The sequence below is a fragment of the Nocardia sp. NPDC003269 genome, from assembly GCF_042888005.1.
Lineage (GTDB): Bacteria > Actinomycetota > Actinomycetes > Mycobacteriales > Mycobacteriaceae > Nocardia.
The window spans coordinates 1,096,308-1,121,843 of the sequence record NZ_JBIAPA010000002.1 but is presented as its reverse complement, the minus strand read 5'-3'; the positions used below and the strand labels follow the sequence as shown (position 1 = coordinate 1,121,843).

Below are 25,536 nucleotides of genomic sequence, written 5' to 3'. Positions count from 1 at the left end.
GTGTCGTTTCGGCGTGCCGTTGCGGCGAGTCACGGAAAGCCGGGCAAATCTCCGAAGAACGCCTAAGGTTTCTGACCATGACCGACGACGCCGCACCCGCGACCGGGAAAGCCGACGCCGCAGCCACTGCTGGCGCGCCGCCGATGATCTCGATGCGCAACGTGGACAAACACTTCGGTGATCTCCACGTTCTGCGCCACATCAACCTGGAAGTTCCGCGCGGGCAGGTCGTGATCGTCCTGGGCCCCTCGGGCTCGGGCAAGTCCACCCTGTGCCGCACGATCAACCGGCTCGAACCGATCGACTCCGGCGACATCGCCGTCGACGGTGTCGCCCTGCCCGCCGAAGGCAAGGCGCTGGCCGCGCTGCGCGCCGAGGTCGGCATGGTGTTCCAGTCGTTCAATCTGTTCGCGCACAAGACGATCCTCGAGAACGTCATGCTCGCGCCGCTGAAGGTCCGCGGCATCAAGAAGGACGACGCGCGCAAGAACGCGCTCGCCCTGCTCGACCGGGTCGGCATCGCCAACCAGGCCGAGAAGTACCCGGCGCAGCTCTCGGGTGGTCAGCAGCAGCGCGTGGCCATCGCCCGCTCGCTGGCGATGGACCCGAAGGTCATGCTCTTCGACGAGCCCACCTCGGCGCTGGACCCGGAGATGGTCAACGAGGTGCTCGAGGTGATGGTCTCGCTCGCCAAGGAGGGCATGACGATGCTCGTCGTGACCCACGAGATGGGCTTCGCCCGCCGGGCCGGCGACCGCGTGCTGTTCATGGCCGACGGCGAGATCGTCGAGGACACCGCGCCCGAGACCTTCTTCACCGCGCCCGCCTCGGACCGTGCCAAGGACTTCCTCGGCAAAATTCTCAGTCACTGACCATCCACCCATCACCAGGAGAAGGACACTCGATGAGGATCAATCGTGCGATGCGGGTCGGAATCGGCGCCGCGGCACTGGCATTGGCTGCCACGCTCACCGCGGGCTGCGGCGGCGGTGACGAGGGGTCGGTGCTCGACCACGCCAAGGACGGCAAGCTGACCGTCGGCATCAAGTTCGACCAGCCGGGCCTCGGCCTGCGCAACACCGACGGCACCTACAGCGGGTTCGACGTCGAGGTGGCCAAGTACGTCGCCGACAAGCTCGGCGTGAAGCCGGAGAACATCACCTTCAAGGAGTCGCCGTCGGCGCAGCGCGAGACGCTGCTCGAGAACGGTCAGGTCGACTACGTCGTCGCGACCTACTCGATCACCGACAAGCGCAAGGAGAAGGTCGACTTCGCCGGCCCGTACTACATCGCCGGCCAGGACCTGCTGGTGCGCGCCGACAACACCGATATCACCGGCCCCGACTCGCTCGCGGGCAAGAAGGTCTGCTCGGTCAAGGGCTCCACCCCGGCGCAGAACATCAAGGACAAGTACCCGCAGGCGCAGCTGCAGACCTACGACACGTACTCGCTGTGCATCGAGGCGCTGCGTGGCGGCGCGATGGACGCGGTCACCACCGACAACGTCATCCTCGCCGGTTACGCCGCGCAGTCGCCGGGCTCCTACAAGCTCGTCAACAAGCCCTTCACCACCGAGAAGTACGGCATCGGTATCAAGAAGGGCGAGTCCGAGGCGCGCACCAAGATCAACGACGCGATCGAGGCGATGATCGCCGACGGTTCGTGGAAGGCCGCGCTGGAGAAGTCCTTCGCGGGCACCGGTTTCGCGATCCCGCAGCCGCCGACCGTCGACCGCTACTGATCACCTCCGCGATGGCGGCCCGGGACTTCCCGGGCCGCCATCGCGGGTGAAGTCCTGCTGACCCTTCCACATCGATCGGAGGACGCGCGTCCGTGTTCGACCTGATCTCGAGGTACGACTCCGAAATCCTCGACGCCTTCTGGGTGACCATCAAGCTGACGTTCTTCTCCGCGATCGGCGCGCTGGTCCTCGGCACCCTCGTCGCCGGCATGCGCGTGTCCCCCATCCCGGTCGCGCGCTGGGTCGGCTCCGTCTACGTCTCGATCTTCCGCAACACCCCGCTGACGCTGATCATCGTCTTCTGCTCGCTCGGCCTGTACACCACGCTGGGCTGGAAGCTGGCCGGTGATTCGCTGGCGGACAACAACTATCGCTGGGCGATCGTCGGCCTGAGCGTCTACACCGCGGCGTTCGTCTGCGAGTCGCTGCGCGCCGGCATCAACACGGTGCCGCTGGGCCAGTCCGAGGCGGGCCGCTCGCTCGGCTTCGGCTTCGCGCAGAACCTGCGCCTGGTGGTGCTGCCGCAGGCCTTCCGCGCGGTCATCGCCCCGCTGGGCAGCGTGCTGATCGCCCTGACGAAGAACTCGACCATCGCCTCGGTGATCGGCGTCGGCGAGGCCGCGTTCCTGATGAGCGAGATGAACGAGAACGAGGCCGCGCTGCTCGCGATCGGCGCGATCTTCGCCCTCGGGTTCGTCATTCTCACCCTGCCGACCGGCCTGTTCTTCGGCTGGCTGGCCAAGCGATTCGAGGTAGCCCGATGAGCGCAGCGTCGGTCCTGTTCGACGCGCCGGGACCCCGCGCGCGCGTCCGGCATCACTTCTACTCGGTCCTGGTCGTCGTCGCGCTGGCCGCCTTCGGCTGGCTGCTCTACGACGCGTTCGCCGAGCAGGGCCAGTTCACCGCCGAGAAGTGGAAGCCGTTCCTGGAAGCGGGTGTCTGGGAGACCTACCTGCTGCCGGGTCTGCGCGGCACGCTGACCGCGGCGGTCATCTCGATCGTGTTCGCGCTGATCTTCGGCATGATCTTCGGCATCCTGCGGTTGTCGGACCACAAGTGGGTCCGCTGGATCGCGGGCGCGATCGTCGAGCTGGCCAGGGCGATCCCCGTGCTGATCCTGATGATCTTCCTGTTCGCCGTGTTCGGCGAGTACAAGGTCTTCCGGTCCGACGATCTGGCGCTGGCCGCGGTCGTCATCGCGCTGGTCATCTACAACGCCTCGGTCATCGCCGAGATCGTGCGCGCGGGCATCCGGTCGCTGCCCAAGGGCCAGACCGAGGCCGCGGTGGCGCTGGGCATGCGCAAGACCCAGCTGATGCGCCTGATCCTGCTGCCGCAGGCGGTCACGGCGATGCTGCCCGCCCTGGTCTCGCAGATGGTGGTGGTGCTCAAGGACACCGCGCTGGGCTACCAGATCACCTACGTGGAGCTGGTGCGCGCCGGTCAGCAGGAGGGTGCCGCGCAGCAGAACACCATCCCCGCGCTGATGGTCGTCGCGCTGATCATGATCTCGCTGAACCTGGCACTGACCTTCCTGGCGACCACACTGGAGAAGCGGCTGCGGTCGCGGCGCAAGAAGGGCGGCGGTGCCGTGGTCGCCGCCGACTCGATCGTCACCGACGCCGCGCCCGGCGTGGACATCACCAAGAACTAGCTCGACGACAACACACCGCGGGGCCCGGTCCGGACGGATCGGGCCCCGCGGTGTGTTCGTCAGTCCTCGCCGAGGAGGCCGAACTCGTGCAGCAGCGGCCCGATCTCGGTGTCGTCGAGCTTCTTCAGCAACCGGTGGCGGACGAAGTCCGGCCCGGGCAGGCTCATCTCCGCCCGTTTGCAGATCTTCTGGATTTGACGTCCTCCCCGCCCTGAAGGCCGGGGACTCCGGTCTGCGCGGCGGCTCATGCCGCGCTCTCGGCGGGTTCCTGCTTCACAGCCGAATGCGGAACCGAGGCCCCGACTGACGCCGGCTCCACAGGCGTTGAACTGTCGGCTCGTCCAGCCGCCAGAATATTGATCGCCGCGTTCACGTCCCGATCGTGGATCGCCCCACAGCTACAGGTCCACTCCCGCACCCACAACGGCTTCGTATCGCCGACCTCGCCACATGCTGAACAGGTCCGGGTGGATGGGAACCAGCGGCTGACTTTCCCGAACACTCGACCGTGCCGTCGCGCCTTGTACTCCAACATGTTCACGAACATCGACCATCCTGCGTCGTGCACCGAGCGAGCCAGCTTCGTCCGTACAAGACCAGACACAGCGAGGTCTTCCACATAGACCGCTTGGTTCTCGCGGATCATGGCGGTCGACAGCTGGTGAAGCCAATTCCGACGAGTGTCGCGTACCCTGGCATGACATTTCGCGACCTTGCTCACCGACTTGGCGCGGTTGGCGGAGCCCTTCTGGCGCCGCGCCAGCCCTTTTTGCGCCCTGCGCAGTCTTGCGGCGGCCTTGCGACCGATCCGCGGGTTGGCGATCTTGCTCCCGTTCGAGGTCACCGCGAAATGGGTCAGGCCCAAGTCGATCCCCACCTCGCACTTGGTGGCAGGCAGCATCTGGTCAGCGACATCCACAACGAACGAGGCGTGATATCGGCCGATCGAATCGAGCGTCACGGTCACGCTCGACGGTGCCGATGGCAACACCCGAGACCAGCGCACTGGCACATCCCCGATCTTGGGTAACCGCAGCCTGCCGTTGCCGAGCACCTGGAACCGAGCGTTCGCAGTGAACCGGATCGATTGACGGGAGTCCCTGCGTGACCGGAACCTGGGTGAGCCAACTCTACGGCCCTTACGTGTCCCCGACATCGAGCCGAAGAAGTTCCGGTACGCAGAATTGGCGTCAGTCAGCGCCTGCTGCAATACAACAGCCGATACATCCTTCAGCCACGCCCGGTCGGGCGTTCTTTTGGCTTCAGTGAGCGCTTTCGACAGTTCAGCATCGGTCGGTAGCGGTGCCCCCGCCTCGTATGCGGCCCGGCGCGCGGCGACAGCATCGTTGAACACCACACGCGCACACCCGAACGCCCGTGCCAACGCGATCCGCTGACCGGGCGTCGGGTCCAGACGGAAGCTGTATCGAAGCCACACATCCGCAGAATAGCGAATGTCTATGACACCACGAACATCACGCTAGAGCCTTCTGGCAGAACCGACATCCTTTGTCCGTTGGCGGCGATGTCGAGCGGGACTAAGCGGTGTAGCGGTAGAACCCCTCCCCGGTGGCGGCGCCGAGCTTGCCCTTGTCGATGTAGTTCTCCTTGAGCCAGGCCGCGAGCTTCTTGTGCGCGTCGTTGCCGTTGACCAGGATGTTGTACGGGGTGCTCAGGCCGACGATGTCGAGGATCTGGAACGGGCCCATCGGGGCGCCGGTGGCGATGCGCCAGGTCTCGTCGACCGCGGCGGGTTCGGCGTAGCCGCCCGCGGCGAGTTCGATGCCGGAGTTCAGGAACGGCACGAGCAGCGAGTTGAGGACGTAGCCCGCCTTCTCCTTGTGCAATTCGATCGGCACCATGCCGATGGCCCGCGCGAACGCGACCACGGCCTGGAACACCGCCGGATCGGTCTGCTCGGTGCCCATCACCTCGGCGGTGTTGAACTTCCAGACGTGGTTGGCGAAGTGCAGCGCCAGGAACCGGTCGGGGCGGCCGGTGGCGTCGACGATGTCGCTGGGCAGCAGCGTCGAGGAGTTCGTCGCGAACACGGTGCGTTCGGGGGCGAGCGTCGCAAGCTTGCCGTAGAGGTCGCGCTTGATCTCGAGGACCTCGGGCACCGCCTCGATGATCAGGTCCGCCTCGCTCGCGGCGACGGCCAGATCGGTGGTGAGCGTGATACCCGCGGCGGTCGCTGAGGTGTTGCTCGCGTCGGCGCCGTCGACGTCCTGCTGGTACACCGTGGCGAGTTCGTCGAATCGAGCACGCGCCGCGGTGATCGCCTTGTCGTCGATGTCGTAGGCGGTCACCTCGAAGCCGTGGAAGGCGGTCTGGAACGCGATCTGGGATCCGAGCACCCCCGTCCCCAGGACGGTCACCTTGCGGAATTCGATCGTCATGCGTCATCCTCCCAGTCGGGAAGCGGACCCCCACGCCGCTCCGCGTTTCGGTTGCCGGTGTCTCCACCGCCGTCCATCATGGCCCGGGAAGCTGAGCGCGTGGTGTGAAGAAGTCCCGCGTTTCGGACATCCCGGGCGGACGCCGGTAACAGTTCGGCAAACCGCCGCGGTGGGTCAGCCCGCGGTGACGAGTCCCTCCGCAACCATCCAGTCGCGCGCGACGTCGGCCGGTTCGCGGCCGCCGATATCGACCTGGCGGTTGAGCTCGGTGATCACCGCGTTGGTCAGGCGGGCGGAGATCGGCGCCATGATCGACGCGACCTCTGGGTGCGCGTCGGCGAACGGGCCGTGCATGACCAGCGCGGCGTTGTACTTGGGGAAGAAGCCGCGGTCGTCGTCGAGCAGCACCAGATCCAGCGCCGGGATGCGGCCGTCGGTGGCGGCGACCGAGCCGAACCGGCACTGCTTCGCGTCGGCCGTCGCCTGGTAGACGAGCGCGTCCTGGACGATCTGTTTCGGCACGGCGCCGACATCGATGCCGTACTTGCGGGCCATCCCCGGGTAGCCGTCCTGGCGGACGTTGAACTCGGTGCCGACGCAGGTACCGGCCGCGGCCGGGTCCTTCGCGATGAGGGCCGCGTAGTCCGACAGCGTGCGCACCCCGGTCTCCTCGGCGGTGCGCCTGCTGGTGACCAGGGCGTAGGTGTTGTTCATCGGCGCCATCGCGGCCCACACCATGTCGTGCTCGGCGCGGTCGGCGTCGCGGACGAGTTCGAACTGGCGCACCTCGTCGGGTTCGGGTGTCTCGTTGCCCAGGTAGTTGATCCAGCCTGTGCCGGTGTAGTCGTAGGCGATGTCGACCTGACCGTGCAACTGGGCGTCGCGCAGGCTGTTGGAGCCCTGGATATTGGTCAGGTCACGCACGTTCGCGCCCGCCGCGGTGAGCGCGAATTCGATCAGGTAGCCGAGGATGTTGGCCTCGGTGAAGTCCTTGGAGCCCACGGTGACCGCAACCCCGTCGAGCGCGGGCACGGCCACGATGCTGCCCGGTCCCACCGGCAGCGGCACCGAACCGCCCGACTGCAGACCACAACTCGCCACCAGCAGCACCCCGGCCACGCCGAGCCATCGGGTGATCCTCACCGCAACCCCCTCGGTCCGAGGAACTGTTCGGCCAGTGCGCCCAGCCAGTCGACGAACAGGGCAAGGGCCACGGCCAGCACCGCGCCCACCGTCAGGGTGACGGTGTCGCGCAGCTTGTAGCCGGTGTCGATGAGGATGCCGAGCCCACCCGCGCTCACCAGGAACGACAGCGTCGCGGTGCCGACGGCCAGCACCAGCGAGGTGCGCAGCCCGGCCAGGATGTAGGGCACCGCGAGCGGGAACTCGATGCGCCGCAACACCTGCACCGCCGACATCCCCTGTCCGCGACCGGCGTCGACCAGCGCCGGGTCGACCTCCTGGTAGCCCAGGATCGTGTTGCGCAGCACCGGCAGCAGCGAGCAGAACGCGATCGGCGCGACCCCCACCCAGAATCCGGTGGTGCGGGTGACCAGGTAGCACAGCACGATCAGGCCGATGGCGGGCGCCGAGGCCCCGATATTGGCGATGCCGACGAAGATCGGCGCGAACCCGCGGAAGCCGGGCCGGGTGAGCAGCGTGCCCAGCGGCACCGCCACCGCGACGACGATGATCACCACCGCCGCGGTGATCAGGATGTGCTGCCAGGTGACCTCGGCGATGTTGCCTGCGCTGATGCTGGCCTGCTGGGTGAGCGTGAGGTCGCGCCGGAACGCCCACACCAGCACGCCGACGGTGAGGATCAGCACGATCACCGGCTGCACGAGCAGCCGCAGGAATTCGGCGCGCCGCTGCGCGGCGGGTGCGGCGGGCGCGTTCGCGGTCATGCCTGGACCGTCTCGGCGGTCCCGGCGGCGGCCAGGTGGCTGATCAGCGTGTCGACGGTGACCACGCCCGCGAACGCGCCGGTGTCGTCGACGACCACGGCCGAGGCCGTGCGTTCGGTGAGCAGGATCGCGAGCGCGTCCTGGAGGGTCGCGTCGGTGGGCAGTGTGGTCCGGATCGGGGTGCCGAGGTCGCGCAGCGAATCCGCGTGCGCGAGTTCGCCCGCCGCGATCCGGCGGGCCGGGGTGCGGTCGGCGGCGAGGACGATGCCCCAGTCCTGCCGCGCGGTGCGCAGGCGGTCGGTGAGGTCGGCCGGGGCGGTGTCCTCGGGGACGGCGATGCCCTGGTCCAGGTCCAGGTCGGCGAGGACGGCGAGACCGAGGCGGTCGATGGTGGCGGTGTTGCCGACGAATCCGGCGACGGTGTCGTCGGCGGGGGCGGCCAGGATCGCCGCCGGGGTGTCGTACTGGAGGATGCGGGACCGGTCGCCCAGGACGGCGATCCGGTCGCCGAGTTTCACGGCCTCGCCGAAATCGTGGGTGACGAAGACGATGGTCTTGCCGAGTTCGCCCTGCAGGCGCAGCAATTCGTCCTGGAGCAGCGCGCGGGTGATCGGATCGACGGCGCCGAACGGCTCGTCCATCAGCAGGACCGGCGGATCGGCCGCCAGCGCCCTGGCCACCCCGACACGCTGCTGCTGCCCGCCGGAGAGCTGGCGCGGATAGCGGCCCCGGTACACGGCGGGGTCGAGGCCGACGAGGCCGAGCATCTCGTCCACGCGGGCCTGGGTGCGCTTGCGGTCCCAGCCGAGCAGACCCGGCACCGTGGCGATGTTCCTGGCGACGGTCAGGTGCGGGAACAGCCCGGCCTGCTGGATGGAATAGCCGATGCCACGGCGCAATTCGTCGGCGTCGATGGCGGCGGCGTCACGGCCGCCGATGGTGACGGTGCCCGAGGTGGGCTCGATCAGCCGGTTGATCATCCGCATGGTGGTGGTCTTGCCGCACCCGGAGGGCCCGACCAGGACCACGATCTCCCCGGCCGGGATGGTCATGCTGACCTCCTCGACCGCCGGATCGGGCTGGTCGGGATAGCGCTTGGTGACCCGGTCGAGCACGATCTCGACCCCGGAGACCGCGGCGGTGCCGGTGGTGGTGTCGGTGTCAGTCACGAATTCCCCTCGAGATGGTGAGCCGGCCGAGCAGCATCAGGACGCCGTCGAGCGCGAGTGCGAGCACGACGATGAGCACGGTTCCGGTCAGTGCCTGCGGCACCGCGTTCGGGCTGCCCAGGCGCGAGAGCCCGGAGAAGATGAGATTGCCGAGGCCGGGGCCTTTCGCGTACGCGGCCAGGGCCAGGATGCCCATGATCATCTGGGTGCTGACCCGCATCCCGGCCAGGATCGACGGCCACGCCAGCGGCAGCTCGATCGCGGTCAGCAGCCGCAGCCGGTTCATCCCCACACCGCGCGCGGCGTCGATCACCGCCGGATCCACCGACGCCAGCCCGAGCACGGTATTGCGCAGGATCGGCAGCAGCGCGTACAGCACCAGCGCCACGATCGTCGGCCCGACCCCGAGGCCGAGGAACGGGATCAGCAGGCCGAGCAGCGCGAACGACGGGACGGTGAGGATCGCCCCCGCGCTCGCGGTCGCCGCCGCGGAGCCGAGCGGGCTCCGGCACACGAGCACCCCGACGAGCACCGCGACGATCGTCGCCAGCGCCAGCGACTGCACCACCGCCGACACGTGCAGATACGAATCGACCAGCAGCTGCTCGCGCCGGTTCACCACGAACGACCACAACGCGTCCAGGGTCCACCTCCCCGTAGTTCGGCGGCCACACCGGGCCCTGTCCCCCGGAATGCCCACCCCGACCTCGGGTGAAACACCCCGTCACCACACCCCCGCCGCAGCCTGCGACGCTCGAATCCGCCTGCGCGAAACCATGTTTCACCGGCGCCGAATCATCCTACGCGCCGCGCCTCCGACCCGGGGCGGTTCTCGTCACAGGCCGCGCGGCACCGGCTCGCCGCCGCGGTCGACAGTGCTCCGGCATCGCGGTCGTCGAGCGGACCCCCGCGGCGCGCCGAGTCGGACGACCGCACGCGGAGGCACCGGGACACCCGCGTGATTCGGTGTTCCCCGCGCGGACTGCGCATTCCGGGTGTCCACCACCTTCTCGGTGTCCTCGCGCGGGCGGTGCGCTCAGAGCGTTCGGCACCTGACTCAGCGATCAGCCTCGGCCAGTTCGGCTTTGACGACCGTGTAGGCGATGGAGGCGCTGTAGCCGCGGCGGGCGAGCATATCGACCAGGCGGCGGGTGGCCTTGGCGCGGTCGAGATCGGTGGGCATGCTGCGGAGTTTGCGGCGGACCAGGTCGGCGGCGGCTTGCTCGTCGCCGGGCACCGGGCGGCGCGGTGCGCGTCGGTCGGGCACCAGGTCCGGGTCGGCGCTGTCGTCGGGTGATTCGCTGTCTGCCCGTGCGCTGACCGCGCGTGACCATCGGGAGCGGTCTCGGCGCGGGATGCCCTCGTCTCGGCCGTCCGTGCCCGGCTCGGTCTCACTGTCGGCGTGGCCCGACGGATCGCCCTCCGGTCGTTCGAGTCGCCGGACATCGTGGGACGGTCCGGTCGCGCCCGCATCGGGCCCGGACACCCGGCGCGGCCGCGGGGGTGCCTGTTCGAAGCCTGCCTCGGCGAGCTCGGCCGTGACGACGGCGAACGCCGTGGACTGGTCGTAGCCGCGCCGGGCCAGCATGCCGACGAGGCGGCGGACGGCCTTGTCGCGGTCCAGGTCTCGGGACAGGGTGGTCAGTTTGCGGCGCACCAGGTCGGTGGCGCGGGCGCGTTCGGCGTCGTCGGTGACGCGGGCCAGCGCGTTCTCGGCCTCGGCGGGGGCGACGCCCTTGTCGCGCAGTTCGCGCTGTAGAGCGCGCTTTCCGCGGCCGGAGTACGTATGGCGCTCGTGCACCCACTGTTCGGCGAAGGAACCGTCGTCGACGAGGCCGACTTCGGCGAGGCGGTCGAGCGCGGCCGCGGTCACCTCGAGCCGGAAGCCCTTCTCCCCGAGGCGTTTCTCCAGCTCGGCCCGGCTGCGGGCGCGCACGGCCAGCAGATTCAGGCAGGCGTCCTTGGCCTGGTCGACAGTCGCCTTCGGACGGTCGCCCGGGGCGAGCCGGCGTGTGCCGGCCCGCCTGTCGGGCTCTCCCGGCTGGGATCCGGCCGCCACCGGATCCACCTGCCGCCCGTCGTCACCACCGACGCCGGTCGACAGGGAGTCTTTCTCGCGCCGGCCGGACTTCCGTCCGCGCCGGGCGCCACGGGGCCGTGCCCCGCTCCCCCACTCTTCATGATCATCCCCGATCCGCGCAGCGGAATCGTGTGGTTGATCATGATCGGCGAATCCGGTCGGGTGCGCGCGCTGCGGATCGCCCGCACCCGACCGAATTCCCCTGGCGTCCAGTTCGGCCCGGTGTGCCCGAGCCGACCGGACGAGTTCGGTGTCCGCGCTGTCGCGGTGACGGTCTCGCCGCTGCGGCGGTTCCGGCGCCACCTCGATGCCGAGGCGGGCCAGCTGCCTGCGCATGTCCTCGACCGGATCCACCGCGTCGCGGGGCGCCCGGCCGCCGGAGGTCGGCGAGCCCATCGGCTAGAAGTCGGCGGGCGCGTCGGCCTCGGCGGTCAGGTCGGCGCCGATGCCCAGCTTCTCCTTGATCTTCTTCTCGATCTCGTCGCGCACGTCGGTGTTCTCCAGCAGGAACTTGCGGGCGTTCTCCTTGCCCTGGCCCAGCTGGTCGCCCTCGTAGGTGTACCAGGAGCCGGACTTGCGGATGAAGCCGTGCTCGACGCCCATGTCGATGAGCGAGCCCTCCTTGGAGATGCCCTGGCCGTAGAGGATGTCGAACTCGGCCTGCTTGAACGGCGGGCTCACCTTGTTCTTGACGACCTTCACGCGGGTACGGTTGCCGACCGCGTCGGAGCCGTCCTTGAGGGTCTCGATGCGACGCACGTCCAGGCGCACGGAAGCGTAGAACTTCAGCGCCTTACCACCGGTGGTGGTCTCCGGCGAGCCGAACATGACGCCGATCTTCTCGCGCAGCTGGTTGATGAAGATGGCGGTGGTGCCCGAGGTGTTGAGCGCACCGGTCATCTTGCGCAGCGCCTGGCTCATGAGGCGGGCCTGCAGACCGACGTGGCTGTCACCCATCTCGCCCTCGATCTCGGCGCGCGGCACCAGGGCGGCGACGGAGTCGATGACGATGATGTCGATGGCGCCGGAACGCACCAGCATGTCGGCGATCTCGAGCGCCTGCTCACCGGTGTCGGGCTGGGAGACCAACAGCGCGTCGGTGTCGACGCCCAGCTTGCGGGCGTAGTCGGGGTCCAGCGCGTGCTCGGCGTCGATGAACGCGGCGACGCCGCCGGCGGCCTGGGCGTTGGCCACCGCGTGCAGCGCGACCGTGGTCTTACCCGAGGATTCCGGGCCGTAGATCTCGACGACGCGACCGCGCGGCAACCCGCCGATACCGAGCGCGACATCGAGCGCGATGGAGCCGGTCGGGATGACGGAGATGGGCTGGCGGGCCTCCTCGCCCAGGCGCATGACCGCGCCCTTGCCGAAGCTCTTCTCCACCTGCGCCAGCGCCAGCTCCAGCGCTTTGTCGCGATCGTAGGCCTGCGGTGCCATGATGTGGTCCCCTTCTCGAGGTGAGTGTCTCTCTGGTTGGCGCCCACAGTAGAGGCCGGCACCGACAAGTTCTGGCGCTCAGATTAGTCGAACACCCATTCGAGTCAAGCGACGCGCCCGGCAACACGCGAGGACCCGCAAACCCGGCGCACATCACACACCGCGGACCCCGCCGTCACCGCTGCGGCAGCACCGAATCGTCGCCCTCGGCGCGCGGCCCGAAGATCCGCCGCTCGGATTCGTCGATCCGCACGTCGTTGATGCTGGCCTCGCGCCGCGCCATCCGCCCATCCGGCGCGAACTCCCACTGCTCGTTGCCGTAGCTGCGCCACCACTGCCCGGTCTCGTCGTGCCACTCGTACTGGAAGCGCACGGCGATGTGGTTGTCGTGGAAGGCCCACAGGTCCTTGCGCAGGGCGTAGCCGTTCTCGGTGGACCACTTGCGGGTGAGGAACTCGACGATCGCGGCGTGGCCGGTGAAGAACTCGTCGCGGTTGCGCCACACCGAATCCTCGGTGTAGGCCGCGGCGATCCGCTCGGGATCGCGGGTGTTCCAGGCGTTTTCGGCGGCGAGCACCTTGGCGCGCGCGGATTCGAGGTCGAAGGGTGGCAGTGGCGGTCGCACGGGGGACCCCTTCCGGAATGTTAACTAGCTATCAAGCGTTGACAGGTTAGACAGTAGGGTGACCCGGCAGCGCCGTCAACCCGTGAAATCGCGACAGTGGTTAGGAGATGAGTTGGTAACCTCAGGCATGCGCGATCCCCGTCCGCACACCGGCGAACCACCGGCTCTGGACCTGCTCAACACGCGGTGGGCGGGCGCCACCCCCGGTGACCTGCTCACCGATCTCGACGGGCTGCGGCTGTGGCTCGAGCTCACCGGACTCGCCGACCGCGTGCCCGCCGACGAGCACACCCTCACCGCGCTGCACACCGCCCGCGACGCCGTCCACGCGGCGGTCACCGCCGCCGATCCCACCGCGCTCAACCAGGTGCTCGACCGGGGCAGGCTGCGCCGGGAACTCACCGCCGACGGCCCGCGCGACATCCCCGAGGTGGCCGACCCGGCCTGGCTGCCGGGCTGGCTCGCGGCCGACGATCTGCTGCGCCTGATCGCCGCGGCGCCGCACCGGATCCGCCAGTGCGCGCACCCGGACTGCGTGCTGTTCTTCTACGACACGTCCAAGAACGGCACCCGGCGCTGGCACTCCATGGCGACCTGCGGCAACCGCACCAAGGCCGCGCGGCACTACGCCAAGACCAGCTGAGCGCCGAAGAACCTCAGAACAATTCGTCGAGCAGCCGGTAGTACTCGAGCTTCGCGCGGTCGGGCCCGGTCAGGCCGTAGGCGGTGAAGAACGCGGCCACCGCGTCGATACCGAAATCCCCGGCCAGGTCGCGCTCGGCGAGGGCCAGATCGCGATAGCGGTCGGCCACCCCCAGCGCGCCGACATCGATCAGCACGCCACCGGCGAGCACATTGCCCGGGGTGAAGTCGCCGTGCGCGACGACCAGATCCTCCTCGGACGGGCGCTGCGCCACCAGGTGCTCGTGGATCGCCACTGCGGTGAGGTCGCCGTGGTCGGGGTCGAAATCGGCGGTGTCGACGAACTCTTCGACGACCTGCCTGCGGGCCTGCGCGAGGGTCACCTCGAGGCGGCCGTCGAACGGGCAGCCGGTGACCGGCAGGGCGTGCAGCGCGCGCAGGGCCTGCCCCATCACGGTGCCGACCTCGGCCGGATCACCGGCCAGGTCGGTGAGCGAACGGGCTTCGGCGTCGGCCAGCACCAGGATGTCCTCGGCGAAGGCGGCCACCGCGGGCACCGCGATGCCGTTGTCGCGCAACCAGATCAACCGATCGTGCTCGGCGACGGCGCGCGGCCCGCGCTTGATCCAGTACCCGCCCGACCGCGCGAGATTGCCGCCACGGCCCTCGTGATCGTCCGACCACGCGGGCACCGGGCCGAGCAGCTCGGCGATCGCGGGCGGCAGCGGCAGGGCCAGTTCGTCGAGATGGTCCAGGGCCGCCCGGGTGGACTCGATGAGTTCGGAATCGCCGTCGGCCACCCGCAGCCGCATCGCCTCGTTGAGCAGTTCCCGCGCCTCCCGCGGCCGGTGCTGCTCGGCCAGCGACTTGCCCAGGTGATGGGCGGCGAAGGAGACGAGCTCGGGATCGAGGGCGCGGCTGGCGTCGAGCGCGCGCCGGTACAGGATCTCCGCGGGCGCGGGTTCGCCCTGGTAGCGGTACACGTCGGCGAGGTTGATCCACACGGTGATCCGGCGCCGCTCGGTATCAGCCAGTTCCAGCGCCTGATCGAGCCGGTCGAGGGCCTCGTCGTGGCGGCCGAGCAGCATCAGCGCGATGCCGAGCCTGCGCAGGCCGCCGAAATCGTGGGGATCGGCGACCGCGACCCTGGCCGCGAGCGTCTCGGGATCGACCGGGATCATCCGCAGCCGCTCGTCGAACCGGTACGGCCGGGTGTCCGGGTTCTGCGCTGTCACAGCCATGACCTGCTCACCATCGGGTTCGGGGAACATCGAAGTCGGCGCACAGGGCGCGCCACACGTCTCGCGGGTCGACGCCCGCCTCGATCGCGGCGGCACCGGTCCGCCCGAGCGCCGGGATCACGTGATCGGCCAGCATGGCGTCGGCGCGCGCCACGCCGAACTCGGTCTGCATCAGCTCCTGGAATTCGGTCAACCGCACGAAGCCCAAGATACTCGCGCTCGGCGACACCCGACAGGGCCACCGGCGCCCGAGAGCACCCCCGCGACCCCAGGGTCAGTGCTCGGCGGCCTTCTGGCAGATCTCGACCGGATCCTCCACCTCGGCCCGCCCGGCGGCGGCGCGCCGGGCCGCGGCGGTGTAGGCCGGGTCGTCGAGCACCTGCCGCACCGCGGCGCCGACCGCCTCGGGGGTCAGCGGCCGCACCAGCACCGAACTCCCCTGGCGCACCGCGCGATTGGCCAGTTCCCACTGGTCACCGCCACCGGGCACGGTCACCACCGGCACCCCGGCGGCCAGAGATTTCGCGAGCAGGCCGTGGCCACCGCCGCCGACGACCACCGCCGCCTCGGTGAGCAGGGTGTCCTGGCGGCCCAGCCCTGCGGTCGCCCAGTCGGGCAGCTCGGCCGGTGGGGTGTCGAGCATGGAGACCGCGGCGCGGACGCCGAGGCCGGCCAGTCCGGCCAGCACGGTGTCGACCATGGCGTCCACCCCCGTATGCGCGGTGGACGGCGCCACCATCACCAGCGGCGCGTCGCCCGGCGGGACCGGCAGGATCGCGTCGGTCGGCTCCCACAGCAGCGGGCCGACGACATGGGTGTCGGCGGGCCAGTCGGGCCGGTCGACCTCCAGCGCGGGCAGCGTCGCGACCAGCCGGGCGGTGGGGCCGGGATCCTCAGCGGGCAGGCCGATGCTCTCGCGCGCCGCCGAACGCTGCCGACTACCCGCCTTGACCGCGCGGGCGGTCATCGTGCGCAGCACACCGTCGCGCACCCGCCCGCGCACGCCCTCCCCCGGCGCGAGACCACTGCCGATCGGCGGCAACGCTTTCGAGGGCAGGTACAGCGGATGCGGGGACAGTTCGACCCACGGCAGGCCGAGCCGCTCGGCCGCCATCCCGCCGCCCGCGGTGAGCACGTCCGAGACGATCAGGTCCGGCAGCATCGCGCTGAGTTCGGGCAGGTTCTCGGTCGCGATGTGGGCGGCGCGTTCGTGGATGCGCGCGCCCGCGTCGGCGTCGTTGTCGGTGGGTCGCGGTGCCAGCCCTTTGAGCCTGCGCACACTGATGCCCGCGGCTCTGGCCGCGTCGAGCCAGCGCGGGCCGGTGAACAGCACCGGCTCGTCGCCCGCGGCCAGCAATCGCAGACACAACGCGATCGCGGGAAACGCATGCCCCGGATCGGGCCCGGCCACCACAGCTACTCGCATGCCGTCAGCGTGCCATACCTCCCGGCATGGTTCGCCGCGCCCAGCCGGCTACCGGCTGGTCGGCTACCGTCACGACGACAGCCGGGCGCGCGTCCGCCGTCCCGTCGAATCGCGAGGAGTGATCTGTCGTGCGGCCCGAAAACCCCACGCCCGACCCGCCGGCGGGCGAACCCGTCCCCGGCACACCCGCGCGCGCAGAGCCAGGCTCGGGCGGCGCGATCACCATGGTCGACGCGCTGTTCGCGCTGCTCGCCCGCTGCGAAGACGCCTGGGACACCGCCGACCGCACCGGCGACCCTGTCGACATCCTCGATCACGACCGCCAGTGCGCGGAGCTGCTCCGCCGCGACCATCCCGCCGACCTGGAACTCCAGGTCGCCGGGCTGGTCCACGACATCGGGCACGTGCTGGTCCCCGGCGACGACGCGGGCCACGGCCGCCACGGCGCCGACGCGGTGCGTGCGCTGCTCGGCGAGCGGGTCGCGCGCCTGGTGGAGCTGCACGTGGTCGCCAAACGCTTTCTGGTGGCGACGGATCCGGCGCACGCCGCCGGACTGTCCGCCTCGAGCCTGCGCACCTTGATCGCGCAGGGCGGGCCGATGTCGCCCGAGGAGGCGCGCGCCTTCCGCGCCGACCCGGACTTCGCCGCCGCGCTGGCGTTGCGCCGTGCCGACGACGCGGGCAAGGTCGTCGGCTTGTCCGTGGCGCCGCTGCGGGAGTGGCGTCCGGTGGTCGAGCGCGTCGCCGCGATCGGCCGGTGCGGACCTGACCCGGCGCGGACGCCGTCGGCCGAGCCCGCGCACCCGAGAGGGGTGAATCAGCCGCCGAAGGTGAACACCTCGAATCCGACCGCGTGCGCGGCGGGGAACCCGTCCTTGGGACCAGTTGCGTAGGAGACGATCTCGTCCACCTGCTGCTCGACCGGTACCGGGCTGAGGACCTGGAGGTAGCGCCGGTGCGCGGACAGCGACGCCTTCGCCCGCGCCAGCTGCTCGCCGACGTCGACGGCGTGCGTCGCGACCGGACCGACCACGGCGGCCCAGCGCGCCGACCACGGTGCCAGGTCGGCGATCTCGGGGAAGATCCATTCGTTGCCCGCGTCGGAGATGGCGTCCATCGCCGAGCGGCCCACCGCCCGATGATCGGCGCTGTTGACCATCCCGGGCGCCCAGGTGTCGCCGAAGTTGAACAGCACCACCATCTCCGGGCGATGCCTGCGGATCGCGGCGGCCAGTTCCCGCCGCAGCGCCAAGCCCTCCTCGATCCGCCCGTCGGGGTGGTCGAGGAATTCGACGGTGTGGACGCCGACTTCCCGCGCGCCCGCCAGCTCCTCGATCTCCCGCAGCGGCCCGGCCTGCGCGGGCGGCATGCCCGCGATGCCCGCTTCGCCGCGCGTGACGAGCAGATAGCGGATGTCCTTGCCCTGTCCGGTCCACCGCGCGACCGCGGCGGCCGCTCCGTATTCGATGTCGTCGGGATGCGCGACGATCACCAGTCCGCGCTGCCAGTCCTCGGGTACCTGATCCACCCGGCCATGCTAATCGCGGACGGCGCGATTACGGCTTCGTCAGCGTGGTCTTGTCGTTCGAGCCGGTCATCGCCTTGTACAGCAGGTACACCCCGGTACCGATCGCGGCGATCACCAGGACCGGCAGCAGCGCCTTGATCAGCGCCCCGATGATCCAGAACGCGATCAACGCGACCACGACGATGCCGATGACTTTCCAGACCATGATGTGCTCCTCGCCAGTTCCGTGACCGCCCCGCGGCGATCCGACACCTTCGATGCTCCCACCCGCGATCCGATAAATCACCAGGTCAGCCCGGAAATCGGGGGCGATCTCAGGGTTCACCCCGAGGCCGGGACATACCGGGGCAACCCGGGCCGCCACCTTCGAATCAGCGTGAATCCGGTGGCGGATCCCGACCGCAGCGGCCCTGTCATCGGGCGTTTCCCGGCGGTGCAGGTGGCGTAGCACGGCGGACGCGAATTCGGACACCTCGGCGTAATACCCCGGCTCTATAACATTCCTGACGCAGGAAAGGCGGGAATGGCCGTGACCACGGAAACCCTCGAAACCCGCGCCGCACCGATTTCGGCGGCGCCCACCCGGCAACGGACATATCGCACTCTTCGCGGACTGGGCGCACCACTCGCTCGCGTCCTGACCGCGGGAATCGGAATCGTCGCCGTGGCCGCACTGTGGACCGCGGTGCACGCGGCCGGGATATTTCCGGACATCCTCTTTCCCGGTCTCGGCGATATCGCCGCCGCCGGCGCGGCGATGTGGCGCGACGGCAGTCTCCGGGCCGACACGCTGGCCAGCCTGGACCGCGTCATCCGGGGATTCGCGGTGGGCGTGCTCGTCGCGATCCCGGTGGGCGCGCTGACCGCGACCACCCGCGCGGGCAGGCTGATCGTGCAGCCCGTGCTGCGATTGTTCGCCCCGGTGCCGACCGTGGCGCTGGTGCCGCTGGCCATTCTGTGGTTCGGGCTCGGCGAAGGCAGCAAACAATTCGTCATCGCGCTCGGCGTCTTCGTTCCGGTGTGGATCAATACGCATTCCGGACTTTCCGCGACGCCCGCCGATTTCCTGAAAGTCGCGCGCTGCGCGGGCGCTTCCCGCTGGCGCACACTCGTGCGCGTCGTTGCGCCCGAAGCATTTCCCGATATCGTCACCGGATTGCGGGTGGGCACCGCGACCGCGTTCGTCTTGATCGTGGTCGCGGAAATGGCCGGAACAACGGTCGGGCTCGGTTATCGCATCGCCCAGGCGCAGTTGTTCTCCCAGGTCGACCGGATGATCTTCTGCCTGCTCGTGCTCGGCGTCCTCGGCGTGCTGTGCGATCAGGTGGTGGCGCGCGCGGCGGCCCCGTTCATCGGCTGGGACCAGGAGGAACGATGAGCGTCACCCTGACCGCGCGCGGTCTGACCGTCGACTTCCCCCGCCGGACCCGCCCGGTCCTCGACGATCTGTCGCTGACCATCGAATCCGGTTCCTGCACAGTCCTGGTCGGACCGTCCGGCTGCGGCAAGTCCACCCTGCTCGACTGCTTCGCCGGGCTGCGGCTGCCGACCGCCGGGGTGGTCACCGAGGACGGCGTGCCGATCACCGGGCCCGCGCCGCGCCGCGGGGTGGTGTTCCAGCGCGACGTGCTGTTCCCGTGGTGCAGCGTGCGGGCCAATCTCGACTTCGTGCTCGGCGCCGCCGGTGTCCCGCGCCGCGCCCGCCCGGCCCGCATCGCACGGCTGCTCGCCGATGTGCACCTGCCCGCCGAGGTCGCCACCCGTCGGCCGCACCAGCTCTCGGGCGGAATGCGGCAGCGGGTCGGCGTGGCCAGGATGCTGGCCGGCGAGCCCGAGGTGATGCTCATGGACGAGCCGTTCGCCGCGCTCGACGCCCAGACCCGTCTGCACATGCAGGATCTGGTGACCGAGCTGTGGTCGAGTTCGGGGCGCACGGTGCTGTTCGTGACGCACGACGTGGACGAGGCGATCCGGCTCGCCGACCACATCGTCGTCCTCGGCGCGGGCCGGATTCGCGCCCGCATCGACAATCCGCTCCCCCGCCCGCGCCCGGCCGACCGCCTCGCCGAGCTGCCCGGCTACAGCGCCCTGCGCCGCAGGCTGCACGCCGAGTTGCGCGACGACGCGGACGATCTGCTCCCGCACTGACTCTCTTCTCTTCACTCGGAACCACTTTCGGAGGTCACCCATGTCCGGACCACTGCGCAGAGCCTGCGCGGCTCTGCTCGTCGCCGCCACCGCGGCCCTGTCCCTGTCGGCCTGCGCGGGCGAAACATCCACCGGCGCCGACACACTCACCGTCGGCTTCGTCGTCGACCCGTCGTGGGCGCAGATCCCGGTCGCCCAGCACAGCGGCGCCTTCACCCGGCACGGGGTGACGGTGCGGGTGGTCAACTTCGCCACCGGTGTGCAGGCCCTGCAGGCACTACAGGGCGGCCAGGTCGACATCACCACCGCCGCCGACGTGCCCACCGCGAGCGCGCTGGCCAAGTCGAACGAGCTGCGGGTGGTGGCCGACGGATCGCGCTGGATGGGCTCGCGGATCGTGGCACGCCGCGGCATCGAGAACCTGAACCAGCTGGCGGGCAAGAAGATCGGCACCCCGCTCGGCACCAGCGCGGCCTACTTCGCGGCCAAGGCCCTGACCAGTGCCGGGGTCGACGCCGAACTGGTCCAGGTGGCGCCCGCGACGATCACCACGGCGATCGCCAAGGGCGACGTCGACGCCGTCTCGATCTTCCAGCCCTACCAGGCCCAGGCGGTGGAGGTGCTCGGCGCGGACGCGGTCGAACTGGACGTGCCCACCGACCCCTACCGCCAGCACAGCCTGTACCTGGCCCAGGCCGCCGTCGCGCAGCAGAAGGCGGCGACCTTCCGGAAGTTCTTCGACGCCGTCGCCGAGGCGAGCGCCGCCCTCGCCGCGCACGACCCCGCCGCGACCACCGCGGTCGCCGACGCGACGAAGCTGGCGCCCGCGCTGGTGGCGAAGGTGCTGGGCGAGTTCGACTTCACGCTGCAGCTGCGACCGGAACTCGCGGGCAACCTCGACGCGCTGGCCAGTTGGGCGCGATCGAGGAACTACCTGGACCCGGCGGTGCCCGCCGCCGACTACCCGCGCCTGCTCGACCCGAGCGCGCTGCCGCAGTCATGAGCGCGCCGACCCTGTTCACCCTCGGCGGCACGATCAGCATGCGGCTGGTCGACGGGCTCGCCGTGCCCACCCTCGACGCCGACGGTGTGGCCGGGCTGCTCGGCGGCACACCGTCCATGGCCGCCGTCGAGATCGCCCGGGTCGGCGGCTCTGAGGTCGACTTCACGCACCTGCGGGCCCTGCACGCGGCGATGACGGCCGCCGTGGCCGAGGGCAGCGGCGGCCTGATCGTCACCACCGGCACCGACTCGATCGAGGAGGTCGCCGCCTGGCTCACCTACACCGGTCCGTGGACCGTGCCCGTGGTGGTGACCGGTTCGATGACCCCGGGCGGCGAACCGGGCAGCGACGCGCTGGCCAATCTGCGCGCCGCCGTGGCCGCCGTGGCGACACCGGTGTCCACCGAGCCGGTCGTGGCCTTCGCCGGCGCGCTCTGGCTCGGACGCGGGGTGCAGAAGGTGTCGGGCACCGGGCTCGCGGCCTTCGAGACCCCGGGACGGGCCGCGCTGGGCGTCGTCACGGGCACGGCGGTAGCGGTCGAGCAGCCCGCGCCCGCGCCGGCCACCACTGTGGGCGCACCGGGCGCCGTCATCGCCCGGGTTCCGCTGGTCGGCGCGTCGATGGCGGCCGACGACACCGCGCTGCGCGCCGTCGCGGCGGGTGCCGACGCCGTGGTCGTCGCGGGCAACGGGGCGGGCAACCTGCCACCGGCCCTCGCGGCCGCCGCGGCCGAGCTCGCCGCCGCGGGCACCCTGGTGGTGGTCGCCACCCGGGCCGCCGACAGCCGCACCGCCGCGGTCTACGGCTATCGCGGCGGCGGTGGCCTGCTCGTCGAGGCGGGTGTCCTGCTCGCCGACCGCATCACCCCGCACCAGGTGCGGGTGTTCCTCACCGTCGCGGTGTCGCGTGGCCTGACCGGCCCCGCGCTGCGCACCGCTCTCACCGAACATCTGGAGTCGCTGACGTGACCACCGTGCACACCCCCCGCCTGACCGCCCTGAGCGTCACCGAACTCGTCGAGCTGCTGGTCCCCGCCGGTCAGCCCTGGTGCGAGAACAGCCTCGACGGTCCGGCACGGCCGCCCGAGGAGACCAGGGCGGCGCGCGAGATCGCCCCGTTGCTCGACGAACTCGGCTTCGCGACGCACCTCGTCGGCCGCACCCCGACGCGCGCCAACCTGATCGCCACCAAGGTGTTCGGGCCGGGGCCGACGCTGTTGCTGAACGACCATCTCGACACCTATCCCTCCGGGCCGCCCAGCCGCTGGACCAAGTGCGACAACCCCTTCCGCGCCGTCGTCGACGACGGCCGGGTGTACGCGCGCGGCACCTCCGACACCAGGGGCAATCTGGCGACGCTGCTCCGCGCGGTCGCGCTGGTGTGCGCCGCGCCACTGGAGACCGGCACGCTGGTGGTCGCGCTCACCGTCGACGAGGAACGCAACGGCGTCGAGGGCGCGCTGTATCTGCTCGAGCAGCAGGGTCTGCGGGCGGACGCGAGCATCACCGTCGAGCCGACCGCCTGGACCGACGACACCGGTACCGGCGTGGCGGTGGCCACCCAGCACACCGGCCACGCGCTCGTCGACATCGCGGTCACCGGGCGGTCCAGCCACATCTGGCGGCCCGACACCGGCATCAATGCCGCGCACGCCCTGCTCGCCGTGCTGGCCGGGCTGTCGGGGTTGCCCGCGGGCTGGGGACACAGCGTCGTCGGGCTGGACGCGGGCGAGGCGGGCATGGCCCAGTTCACCCCGCTCACCGCGTCGGCGCGGATCGCCATCGTCGGGCTCGGTCCCGAGGTGAATCGCGCCGAGCTGCTGCAACGCGTCGACGACATCGCCCGCGCCCACCCGACCCCGGGCACCGACGTGCACGTCGCCTACGCCCCCGGGCCGACCTTCGTCCCAGGCACGGTGCCCCTCGACGCGGACGAACCGATCGTGGCGGCGCTGCGCGCCGGCTACCGGGACGCGGGCGGCGGCGAGGTCCGCACCTACGCCAAGCCCGCCTACTGCGACACCATCCGCTTCCGGCACGCGGGCATCCCGGCGGTCACCTTCGGCCCCGGCGACGACGGCTGGGCGGTCTACGACGAGAGCATCGGCGTCGCCACCATGGAGTTCGCGGTCGACGCCTTGGCCGCCGCCATCGGCCGGTATCTGCGTCCGTCCAGGTGAGGCTGCGTATGCTCGGCGCGTGACCCACCAGCCCGGCCCGATCCGCGCGCACCCCGGCCGTCGGCTGCGCTCGGATCGGGCCAGGCAGGTCGCCGATGTGCTGCGCCGCCAGATCGCCCAGGGCACCATCGCGACCAAGCTGCCCGCCGAGGCGGTGCTGCAACGCGAATTCAGCGTGTCGCGCAACAGTATTCGCGAGGCACTCGAGATCCTGCGGCGCGAGGGCCTGGTCGACCGGTTTCCCGGCATCGGCACGGTGGTGCGCCGCCCGAAGCTCGAGCACACCATCGCGGCCACCCGTGGCCTGGCCGCGTCGCTGCGCGGACACGGGACCGTGGTCAACGAGGTCCGGACCGCCGGGCAGGTCCGGCCGCCGACGGCGGTGACGAGCGCGCTCGGCCTCGGTCCCGACGAGCACGTCTGCTACATCGAGCGGCTGCGCCGCCTCGACGGCGAGCCGATCTCCCTCGACCTCACCTACCTGCCGCTCGACATCGGCACCGCGCTGCTGCACGCCGATCTGGAGACCGAGGACCTGTTCGCCCTGATCGAGCGGGCCGCCGACGACCGGCTGACCACCGTCTCGATCAACCTCGACGCCGTCACCGCCGACGACAACTCCGCCGCGCTACTCGGGCTGCCGCCCGGCGGCGCGCTGCTGGTGCTGCAACGCATCACCCGGCTCAGCGACGGCCACCCGGCCTGCCTGGAGTTCGTCCGGATGCGTGGTGACCGGATCACTCTGCGCATGTCTGCGCCGAACGGCTGACGGCGTGCGGCGCGCCCGGCCATACTCGGGGCGTGAGCGAGGAGGAGTCCATGGAACCCATCGTCACCATCGCCAGCGGCGCGGTGCGCGGCCGGACCGAAGCGGGCGTCACCCGATTTCTCGGGGTCCCGTTCGCGGCGGCGCCGGTCGGCGCGCGACGTTTCCAGCTGCCCGAGCCGGCGCCCGCCTGGGATGGGGTGCGCGATGCGACGGCGATGGGCGGGACCTGCGCGCAGTCGCCGTATCCGGCGCCGATCCACGCGCTGATCGGCAGCGACGGCATTCCCGGCGACGAGTACCTCAACGCGAACGTGTGGACGCCGGATCCGGGCGCGAGCGGGCTGCCGGTGCTGGTGTGGATCCACGGCGGCGCGTTCGTGCGCGGGTCGAACGCGCGCGCCATCTACGACGGCACGGCGTTCGCGCGCGACGGCGTGGTGCTGGTGTCGATCAACTACCGGCTCGGGATCTCCGGCTTCGCAGTGCTCGAGGGCGCCCCGCTCAATCGCGGCCTGCACGATCAGATCTTCGCGCTGCGCTGGGTCTGCGACAATATCGCCGCCTTCGGTGGCGATCCGGACAATGTCACCGTCTTCGGTGAATCGGCGGGTGGGATGAGCGTGGCGGCGCTGATCGCCGCGCCGCAGTCGACCGGGCTGTTCCGCCGCGCGATCATGCAGAGCGGCAACGGCGCGGTCGCCGCCGACGCCGACGACGCCCGCACGGTGTCCGCCGCGCTGGCCGCGGAACTGGGCATCGCCCCGACCGCCGCCGATTTCGGCGGGCTCGGCCCCGACGAGTTGCGCGCCGCGCAGAACGCCGTCGCCCTCGCGGTGATGACCGATCCCGACCCCCGGCGCTGGGGCGCGTCGGTAGTCCAGCAGGGCATGGGCATCATGAGCCTGTTCCCGGTGATCGACGACGACATCGTTCCCGGCGCGCCGACGGCGGTGCTGGCCGCGAATCCCGACCGCGCGGTGCCACTCATCGCGGGCACCACCGCCGACGAGTTCCGGTTCTTCACCGTCCCGACCGGCATCACCGCGGCCGTCACCGCCGATACGCTGCCGTTCGTGCTCACCCGCTACGGCATCGATCCGGCGGTGGCGCAGACGTATTCGGCGCAGCGCCCCGACGCGGGCCCGGCCGAGATCTTCAACGCGATCCTCACCGACTGGTGCTTCCGGGCGGGCACGGTCGACTTCGCCGAGGCCAATGCCGCGGGCGCGCCCACCCATGTGTACGAATTCGCCTGGCCCACCGATCTTCCCGGCCTCGGCGCCTGCCACGTGCTCGAGGTGCCGTTCGTCTTCGACGCGCTCGCCGGGGCGCACTCACTGACCGGTCCGCACCCGCCACAGGCACTGGCCGACGAAATCCATGCGGCCTGGGTGCGATTCGCGACCGACGGCGACCCGGGGTGGCCGGCGTTCGACAGCGAGAACAGACAGGTGCGGATCTTCGACACCCCGGCGTCCTCCACGGTGGCGAACCCGCGCGGCGCCGAACTCGACGCGCTGCGCCAGACCATCGCCTGACCCGAATCGGCCCCGACGCCGAGCGCGCCGGGGCCGGAAGTCGTTGTGCG

General features: G+C 70.6%; 26 protein-coding genes and 2 pseudogenes. 13 read left to right on the top strand and 15 right to left on the bottom strand.

Features of this window, described 5'->3' with window-relative positions; genetic code table 11:
• The first annotated feature begins 143 nt into the window (after window positions 1–143).
• The 4 genes from ACFYWJ_RS15525 to ACFYWJ_RS15510 all read left to right on the top strand — a co-directional run bounded on the left by ACFYWJ_RS15525 (window position 144) and on the right by ACFYWJ_RS15510 (window position 3,395).
• Window positions 144–872 carry an amino acid ABC transporter ATP-binding protein gene (locus tag ACFYWJ_RS15525; RefSeq protein ID WP_355277854.1) on the top strand — a complete coding sequence of 243 codons (729 nt, stop codon included), beginning with the start codon at window positions 144–146 and terminating at the stop codon, window positions 870–872.
• A gap of 32 nt (window positions 873–904) precedes the next feature.
• Complete coding sequence (locus ACFYWJ_RS15520; RefSeq protein WP_355277667.1) at window positions 905–1,741, top strand: glutamate ABC transporter substrate-binding protein; 837 nt, start codon at window positions 905–907, stop codon at window positions 1,739–1,741.
• A 92-nt stretch (window positions 1,742–1,833) separates the two neighbouring features.
• Complete coding sequence (locus tag ACFYWJ_RS15515) at window positions 1,834–2,505, top strand: amino acid ABC transporter permease (RefSeq protein ID WP_355277669.1); 672 nt, start codon at window positions 1,834–1,836, stop codon at window positions 2,503–2,505.
• The gene (locus ACFYWJ_RS15510; RefSeq protein ID WP_355277672.1) at window positions 2,502–3,395 is read left to right on the top strand and encodes an amino acid ABC transporter permease; all 894 of its coding nucleotides are present in this window, start codon (window positions 2,502–2,504) and stop codon (window positions 3,393–3,395) included. The genes ACFYWJ_RS15515 and ACFYWJ_RS15510 overlap by 4 nt, the downstream gene beginning before the upstream one ends.
• Window positions 3,396–3,639: 244 nt before the next feature.
• Here ACFYWJ_RS15510 and ACFYWJ_RS15505 read toward each other — a convergent pair whose 3' ends face one another.
• From ACFYWJ_RS15505 to ACFYWJ_RS15460, 10 genes and pseudogenes are all read right to left on the bottom strand, one after another.
• Window positions 3,640–4,833: a transposase gene (locus tag ACFYWJ_RS15505; RefSeq protein WP_355277675.1), complete on the bottom strand. Its 1,194-nt coding sequence runs from the start codon at window positions 4,831–4,833 to the stop codon at window positions 3,640–3,642.
• Between the two features lie 100 nt (window positions 4,834–4,933).
• Window positions 4,934–5,794, bottom strand: a complete 861-nt coding sequence (locus ACFYWJ_RS15500; RefSeq protein ID WP_355277678.1) for a 3-hydroxyacyl-CoA dehydrogenase — start codon at window positions 5,792–5,794, stop codon at window positions 4,934–4,936.
• A gap of 174 nt (window positions 5,795–5,968) precedes the next feature.
• Window positions 5,969–6,937 (bottom strand): glycine betaine ABC transporter substrate-binding protein, encoded by a 969-nt coding sequence (locus ACFYWJ_RS15495; protein ID WP_355277680.1) that lies wholly within the window; start codon window positions 6,935–6,937, stop codon window positions 5,969–5,971.
• Window positions 6,934–7,701, bottom strand: coding sequence for an ABC transporter permease (locus tag ACFYWJ_RS15490; protein ID WP_355277682.1), 768 nt, complete (start codon window positions 7,699–7,701; stop codon window positions 6,934–6,936). Before ACFYWJ_RS15490 ends, ACFYWJ_RS15495 begins: the two co-directional genes overlap by 4 nt.
• Window positions 7,698–8,870 (bottom strand): ATP-binding cassette domain-containing protein, encoded by a 1,173-nt coding sequence (locus tag ACFYWJ_RS15485; protein WP_355277685.1) that lies wholly within the window; start codon window positions 8,868–8,870, stop codon window positions 7,698–7,700. Before ACFYWJ_RS15485 ends, ACFYWJ_RS15490 begins: the two co-directional genes overlap by 4 nt.
• A complete protein-coding gene (locus ACFYWJ_RS15480) occupies window positions 8,863–9,513 on the bottom strand; it encodes an ABC transporter permease (protein ID WP_355277857.1) in 651 nt (216 codons plus the stop codon). The genes ACFYWJ_RS15485 and ACFYWJ_RS15480 overlap by 8 nt, the downstream gene beginning before the upstream one ends.
• Before the next feature lie 414 nt (window positions 9,514–9,927).
• Window positions 9,928–10,086 (bottom strand): annotated as a pseudogene (locus ACFYWJ_RS15475) (recombination regulator RecX); the annotation flags it as partial.
• A 300-nt stretch (window positions 10,087–10,386) separates the two neighbouring features.
• Window positions 10,387–10,929, bottom strand: a pseudogene (locus tag ACFYWJ_RS15470) (regulatory protein RecX); the annotation flags it as partial.
• A 420-nt stretch (window positions 10,930–11,349) separates the two neighbouring features.
• Window positions 11,350–12,387: a recombinase RecA gene (gene recA / locus ACFYWJ_RS15465; protein ID WP_189024126.1), complete on the bottom strand. Its 1,038-nt coding sequence runs from the start codon at window positions 12,385–12,387 to the stop codon at window positions 11,350–11,352.
• Window positions 12,388–12,562: 175 nt separating this feature from the next.
• Entirely contained in the window at window positions 12,563–13,012 is a 450-nt protein-coding gene (locus ACFYWJ_RS15460) for a nuclear transport factor 2 family protein (RefSeq protein ID WP_355277691.1), read from the bottom strand.
• Between the two features lie 127 nt (window positions 13,013–13,139).
• Here ACFYWJ_RS15460 and ACFYWJ_RS15455 point away from each other — a divergent pair, with 127 nt between their 5' ends.
• Window positions 13,140–13,655 carry a CGNR zinc finger domain-containing protein gene (locus tag ACFYWJ_RS15455; protein ID WP_355277694.1) on the top strand — a complete coding sequence of 172 codons (516 nt, stop codon included), beginning with the start codon at window positions 13,140–13,142 and terminating at the stop codon, window positions 13,653–13,655.
• Between the two features lie 13 nt (window positions 13,656–13,668).
• Here ACFYWJ_RS15455 and ACFYWJ_RS15450 read toward each other — a convergent pair whose 3' ends face one another.
• The 3 genes from ACFYWJ_RS15450 to ACFYWJ_RS15440 form a co-directional block, all read right to left on the bottom strand.
• A complete protein-coding gene (locus ACFYWJ_RS15450) occupies window positions 13,669–14,895 on the bottom strand; it encodes a phosphotransferase (RefSeq protein ID WP_355277696.1) in 1,227 nt (408 codons plus the stop codon).
• 7 nt (window positions 14,896–14,902) lie between these two features.
• Window positions 14,903–15,094, bottom strand: coding sequence for a DUF3046 domain-containing protein (locus ACFYWJ_RS15445; protein WP_355277699.1), 192 nt, complete (start codon window positions 15,092–15,094; stop codon window positions 14,903–14,905).
• 75 nt (window positions 15,095–15,169) lie between these two features.
• Window positions 15,170–16,321: a nucleotide disphospho-sugar-binding domain-containing protein gene (locus ACFYWJ_RS15440; protein WP_355277702.1), complete on the bottom strand. Its 1,152-nt coding sequence runs from the start codon at window positions 16,319–16,321 to the stop codon at window positions 15,170–15,172.
• Between the two features lie 128 nt (window positions 16,322–16,449).
• Between ACFYWJ_RS15440 and ACFYWJ_RS15435 the strand changes: the two genes are divergently transcribed.
• Window positions 16,450–17,214, top strand: a complete 765-nt coding sequence (locus ACFYWJ_RS15435) for an HD domain-containing protein (protein WP_355277704.1) — start codon at window positions 16,450–16,452, stop codon at window positions 17,212–17,214.
• Here ACFYWJ_RS15435 and ACFYWJ_RS15430 read toward each other — a convergent pair.
• Both ACFYWJ_RS15430 and ACFYWJ_RS15425 read right to left on the bottom strand, forming a co-directional pair.
• Window positions 17,139–17,849, bottom strand: a complete 711-nt coding sequence (locus ACFYWJ_RS15430; protein ID WP_355277706.1) for a PIG-L deacetylase family protein — start codon at window positions 17,847–17,849, stop codon at window positions 17,139–17,141. The genes ACFYWJ_RS15435 and ACFYWJ_RS15430 overlap by 76 nt on opposite strands.
• A gap of 28 nt (window positions 17,850–17,877) precedes the next feature.
• Entirely contained in the window at window positions 17,878–18,321 is a 444-nt protein-coding gene (locus ACFYWJ_RS15425; protein ID WP_355277708.1) for a hypothetical protein, read from the bottom strand.
• 51 nt (window positions 18,322–18,372) lie between these two features.
• Here ACFYWJ_RS15425 and ACFYWJ_RS15420 point away from each other — a divergent pair, with 51 nt between their 5' ends.
• From ACFYWJ_RS15420 to ACFYWJ_RS15390, 7 genes are read left to right on the top strand one after another with little or no spacing between them, the layout of a single operon-like run.
• Window positions 18,373–19,227, top strand: coding sequence for an ABC transporter permease (locus ACFYWJ_RS15420; protein WP_355277711.1), 855 nt, complete (start codon window positions 18,373–18,375; stop codon window positions 19,225–19,227).
• Window positions 19,224–19,997: an ABC transporter ATP-binding protein gene (locus ACFYWJ_RS15415; protein WP_355277712.1), complete on the top strand. Its 774-nt coding sequence runs from the start codon at window positions 19,224–19,226 to the stop codon at window positions 19,995–19,997. Before ACFYWJ_RS15420 ends, ACFYWJ_RS15415 begins: the two co-directional genes overlap by 4 nt.
• A gap of 40 nt (window positions 19,998–20,037) precedes the next feature.
• Window positions 20,038–21,000 (top strand): ABC transporter substrate-binding protein, encoded by a 963-nt coding sequence (locus tag ACFYWJ_RS15410; RefSeq protein ID WP_355277715.1) that lies wholly within the window; start codon window positions 20,038–20,040, stop codon window positions 20,998–21,000.
• Entirely contained in the window at window positions 20,997–21,968 is a 972-nt protein-coding gene (locus ACFYWJ_RS15405) for an asparaginase domain-containing protein (RefSeq protein ID WP_355277718.1), read from the top strand. Before ACFYWJ_RS15410 ends, ACFYWJ_RS15405 begins: the two co-directional genes overlap by 4 nt.
• Window positions 21,965–23,179, top strand: coding sequence for a M20 family metallopeptidase (locus ACFYWJ_RS15400; protein WP_355277721.1), 1,215 nt, complete (start codon window positions 21,965–21,967; stop codon window positions 23,177–23,179). Before ACFYWJ_RS15405 ends, ACFYWJ_RS15400 begins: the two co-directional genes overlap by 4 nt.
• A 19-nt stretch (window positions 23,180–23,198) precedes the next feature.
• Complete coding sequence (locus ACFYWJ_RS15395; RefSeq protein WP_355277723.1) at window positions 23,199–23,948, top strand: GntR family transcriptional regulator; 750 nt, start codon at window positions 23,199–23,201, stop codon at window positions 23,946–23,948.
• A gap of 50 nt (window positions 23,949–23,998) precedes the next feature.
• Entirely contained in the window at window positions 23,999–25,486 is a 1,488-nt protein-coding gene (locus tag ACFYWJ_RS15390; protein WP_355277859.1) for a carboxylesterase family protein, read from the top strand.
• Window positions 25,487–25,536 lie beyond the last annotated feature (50 nt).